Source organism: Rathayibacter sp. AY1F3, assembly GCF_002931975.1.
Taxonomy (GTDB): domain Bacteria; phylum Actinomycetota; class Actinomycetes; order Actinomycetales; family Microbacteriaceae; genus Rathayibacter.
In genome coordinates this window covers 1-3,946 of the sequence record NZ_PSVF01000062.1, presented here as the reverse complement: position 1 = coordinate 3,946, position 3,946 = coordinate 1, and the positions used below count along the sequence as shown (strand labels likewise).

The following is a 3,946-nucleotide window of genomic DNA, read 5'->3' as shown; positions in this document are numbered from 1 at the left end:
ACCCCGGCCCGCCCGCGTGTGCCCGAAGACGCCGGACCTCCCCGTCGGCGAGCCCTTCGCGAGCCGGTGCGCGCCTCCTCCCGCCTCCGCCGTCGAGGCCCGGCTCCGGGCACTCCTCGCCGAGCGGCTCGTCTTCGACCCGGCGCACACGGCGGTCCGTCTGAAGCGGCCGTTCTTCGAGCACTGCGAGGCGTGGCCCGACCTGGTGCTCGGCGAGCTGCGCGTCGCGATCGAGTACGACTCCACCGGCCGTCACGGACTCGAGCACGTCGGGCACCGCGAGGAGGCCGACCGGCGGAAGGACCGCGCGCTCCGCTCCGCCGGGTGGGAGGTGGTGCGCATCCGCACGGGGAAGCTGCTGCCGCTCGGCCCCCACGACCTGGTCGCCACGGGAGTCACGGCCGCGCTGGCGGACCGTCTGGTCGACCGGCTCCGCGATGTCCGCGGTCCGCTGCTCGTCGACGCCTGGGGGCGCTGAGCGCGTCGTGCGGCGGCTGCGGGACTGTCCTCCGGGATCCGTCCCCGTGGCGCCCTCCCCGTCGCTCCGTCCCGGTGTCCGGCTCGGCGGAGCGGGACCCGCGGATGCAGTGCCGGCGAGTGGGAACCGTCGAGTGGGAACCGGCGAGTCGCAGCCGCCCGCTCGCAGCAGACGCGTCAGAGCCGCAGGGCCAGCGCCTCGCTGCGCCAGCGGCCGTGCAGAGCCCAGGGGTCGGGCTCCCCGGCGCGCACGGTCTCGATGTGGGCGTCGAGCACGGGGCTGCGCGCGAACCACTCGGTGCGCTCCAGGCGCTCGTCGGCGAACTGGGCGTGCCGATGCTGCTCGAGTGCTCGCCCGCCGCGCTCGAACGCGAGGAGCTCCTCGTGCCGGAGCCGGTGGAGGCGCTGCCGGGGATTGCCGCTGGTGCCGATCTTGATCCGCTCGCCGAAGCGGATGTAGTAGACGACGTCGACCCGGGGCGGCGGGAGCTCGCCGTCGGGAGCATCGCCGAGCCGCCACTCGCAGGCGGCGCAGAGCCAGGCGGAGGGGAGCCGGACGCCCAGGCGGGACCCGCACGCCGCGCACGGCGAGGGCAGGGCGTCGATCACGCCGTCCTCGCGGGCGACCCAGTCGTGCGCGAGCCCGAGGTGCGCCGCGCAGAGCGCGAGAGGGGCGCCCGTCTCGGCCGAGGACGCGCACCCTCCGATCGCGCACGCTGACATGCCGCCGACGCTAGGTGCGACCCCCGACATCGCGCCGCCGTCGACCGCGCCGCCGCGAGCACGCAGGAGTCGGAGTGCTCGCTCTCGAGGACGGCGGCACCCGCGCGCTCGCTGCCCGGCGGATCAGCTCAGGCGGTCGACCAGCGACGAGGCGAGGCCCGTGTAGCCGCCCGGCGTCAGCGCCAGCAGGCGCTCCTTCGCCGCGTCGCCGATGTCGAGACCCTGCACGAAGACGGCGAGGTCGTCGGCACCGAGGCGCTTGCCGCGGGTCAGGTCCTTCAGCAGCGCGTACGGGTCGGTGATCGAGGAGCGGCCGGCCGCCACCTCTGCGCGGATCACCGTCTGGATCGCCTCGGCCAGCACCTCCCAGTTGCCGTCGAGGTCGGCGGCGAGGGCGGTCGGGTCGAGGTCGATCTCGAGCAGGCCGCGGGCGATGTTGTCGAGGGCGAGGAGGGAGTGGCCGAACGCGACGCCGATGTTGCGCTGCGTGGTCGAGTCGGTGAGGTCGCGCTGGAGGCGCGAGGTGACCAGGGTCTGCGCGAGCGAGTCGAGCAGGGCGCTGGAGAGCTCGAGGTTCGCCTCGGCGTTCTCGAAGCGGATCGGGTTGATCTTGTGCGGCATCGTGGACGAGCCGGTCGCCCCGGCCTGGGGGATCTGCCGGAAGTAGCCGAGCGAGATGTAGGTCCAGACATCGGTGCAGATGTTGTGCAGGATGCGGTTCGCGTGCGCGGCCCTGCCGTAGAGCTCGGCCTGCCAGTCGTGCGACTCGATCTGGGTGGTCAGCGGGTTGAAGACGAGGCCGAGGGAGGTGACGAACTCCTCCGCGAGGGCGGGCCAGTCGGTGCCGGGGTCGGCGGCGAGGTGCGCGGCGAACGTGCCCGTCGCTCCGCTGAACTTGCCCAGGTACTCCGTCGCCTCGATCTGCGCGACGACCCGCTCGAGCCGGTACGCGTAGACGGCGAACTCCTTGCCCATCGTGGTCGGGGTCGCGGGCTGGCCGTGGGTGCGGCTGAGCATCGACTCGTCGCGGTAGCGGACGGCCAGCTCCCGGAGCGACGCGACGACCGAGCGCAGCTTCGGCAGCCAGATCTCGCCGACGGCCTGGCGGACCACGATCGCGTAGGAGAGGTTGTTGATGTCCTCGCTGGTGGCGGCGAAGTGGGTGAGCTCGGCGATGCGCTCCAGGCCCAGCTCCTCGAGCCACTGGCGGACGAGGTACTCCACGGCCTTCACGTCGTGGCGGGTGCGGGCCTCGAGGGTCGCCAGCTCGTCGATCTCGGGCTGGCCGAAGTCGCGGGCGCGGCGGCGCAGCTCCTCGGCGGTCGCCGCGTCGACGGGATCGGAGCCGAAGAGGCGGCGGTCGGTCAGCGCCAGCAGCCACTCGACCTCGACGTGCACCCGCGCGCGGTTCAGCCCCGCCTCCGAGAGGTACTCGCCGAGCGACGAGACGGCACCGCTGTAGCGGCCGTCGAGGGGGCTCAGCGGCTGGGTGGGGAGCGAGGTCATGCGGTGGTGCCTTCCGGTTCTCAGGTGTCCTGCGCGAGGGCGGCGCGCGCGTCGGTGGAGTCGGGGCGGACCGAGCGGTTGCCGCGCAGTCCTGGTTCGATCTGGGCGAAGAGGGCCCGGCAGGCGCGCTCGATCAGCGCGAGCACCGAGTCGAACGCCGCCGCATCGGAATAGTAGGGGTCGGGGACGTCGCCCTGCGGGGAGAGGCCGGGCTCGAAGTCGAGCAGGCGGCGGATCTTCTGCCGGTCGACCTCGGTGCGCGCCCAGGAGCGCAGCGCGCGCTCGTGCCCGTGGTCGAGCGCGACGACCAGGTCGAACTCGGCGAAGCGGGACGGGTCGAAGAGCTGGGCGCGGTGGCGGCCCCCGTCGAAGCCGTGACGCTCCAGCGCCGCGAGGGCGCGGCTGTCGGCGTGCTCGCCGAGGTGCCATTCGCCGGTGCCGGCCGAGCTGATCTCGATCGTGGAGCCGAGCCCCGCCTGCTCCGCCAGGGAGCGCAGCACCACCTCGGCCATCGGCGACCGGCAGATGTTGCCGGTGCAGACGAAGCACACGGCGAAGGCCGAGGGCGCAGGGGAGTCGGGGGTCACCCGCCCATCATGGCGCACCGCGGCTCCTCCCCAGCAGGCCGATCGCGGCCGTCGTCCACCGATGGCGCGCGACGCCTCCCGGGCGGCGGCGGCGCGGCCGATGCTGACTGCCGAGCCCGCGGTGTCAGTCCTGACGGCGGCGGAGGAAGGGGCGCAGGAGGAGGCCGATGAACCAGTTCACCAGGGCGAGCACGAGGGCGCCGAGCACGCCCCACCAGAAGCCGTCCACGACGAGGCCGAAGCCGAAGAGGCCGCTGATCCAGGCGGTCAGGAGCAGCAGGAGGCCGTTGACGAGGAACGAGACCAGGCCGAGCGTCAGCACGTACAGGGGGAACGCGACCACCCGCACCACTCCGCCGACGACGGCGTTGACGACGCCGAAGATCACCGCCACCAGCAGGTACGTGAGGACCGCCGCTGCGGGGCCCTCCTCGTACGGGTCGACGCGCACGCCCGCCACGACCAGGGTCGTGAGCCAGATCGCGACGGCGTTGGTCAGGAGGCCGAGGAAAAGTCTGCTCATGCCTCCACTATCCCCGCAGGCGGGGCGGGCCGCGAGCCGGGGCTCAGGTGAGGGGCCCGCCGATGGTCGGCTCGGGCGCAGGAGTGCAGAGGCGGGGGTCGTCGGCGCAGGTCCGCGGAGGGAGCACCGC

At 73.7% G+C, this 3,946-nt stretch carries 4 protein-coding genes and 1 pseudogene; 1 reads left to right on the top strand and 4 read right to left on the bottom strand.

Annotated elements, in window-relative coordinates; translation table 11 throughout:
• Window positions 1-478 (top strand): annotated as a pseudogene (locus tag C5C39_RS17050) (endonuclease domain-containing protein); the annotation flags it as partial.
• Window positions 479-654: 176 nt separating this feature from the next.
• Here the strand turns inward: C5C39_RS17050 and C5C39_RS17045 are convergent.
• The 4 genes from C5C39_RS17045 to C5C39_RS17030 all read right to left on the bottom strand — a co-directional run bounded on the left by C5C39_RS17045 (window position 655) and on the right by C5C39_RS17030 (window position 3,816).
• A complete protein-coding gene (locus C5C39_RS17045; RefSeq protein WP_104353943.1) occupies window positions 655-1,200 on the bottom strand; it encodes a GIY-YIG nuclease family protein in 546 nt (181 codons plus the stop codon).
• 123 nt (window positions 1,201-1,323) lie between these two features.
• Window positions 1,324-2,706, bottom strand: a complete 1,383-nt coding sequence (purB, locus tag C5C39_RS17040; protein WP_104353942.1) for an adenylosuccinate lyase — start codon at window positions 2,704-2,706, stop codon at window positions 1,324-1,326.
• A 20-nt stretch (window positions 2,707-2,726) separates the two neighbouring features.
• The gene (locus C5C39_RS17035; protein ID WP_181127746.1) at window positions 2,727-3,293 is read right to left on the bottom strand and encodes a low molecular weight protein-tyrosine-phosphatase; all 567 of its coding nucleotides are present in this window, start codon (window positions 3,291-3,293) and stop codon (window positions 2,727-2,729) included.
• 124 nt (window positions 3,294-3,417) lie between these two features.
• Window positions 3,418-3,816, bottom strand: a complete 399-nt coding sequence (locus C5C39_RS17030; RefSeq protein ID WP_104353941.1) for a phage holin family protein — start codon at window positions 3,814-3,816, stop codon at window positions 3,418-3,420.
• Window positions 3,817-3,946 lie beyond the last annotated feature (130 nt).

Coding starts and splice junctions, on each gene's coding strand:
- C5C39_RS17045 (WP_104353943.1), bottom strand. CDS start 1,200: ATGTCAGCGTGCGCGATCGGAGGGTGCGCGTCCTCGGCCGAGACGGGC.
- purB (WP_104353942.1), bottom strand. CDS start 2,706: ATGACCTCGCTCCCCACCCAGCCGCTGAGCCCCCTCGACGGCCGCTAC.
- C5C39_RS17030 (WP_104353941.1), bottom strand. CDS start 3,816: ATGAGCAGACTTTTCCTCGGCCTCCTGACCAACGCCGTCGCGATCTGG.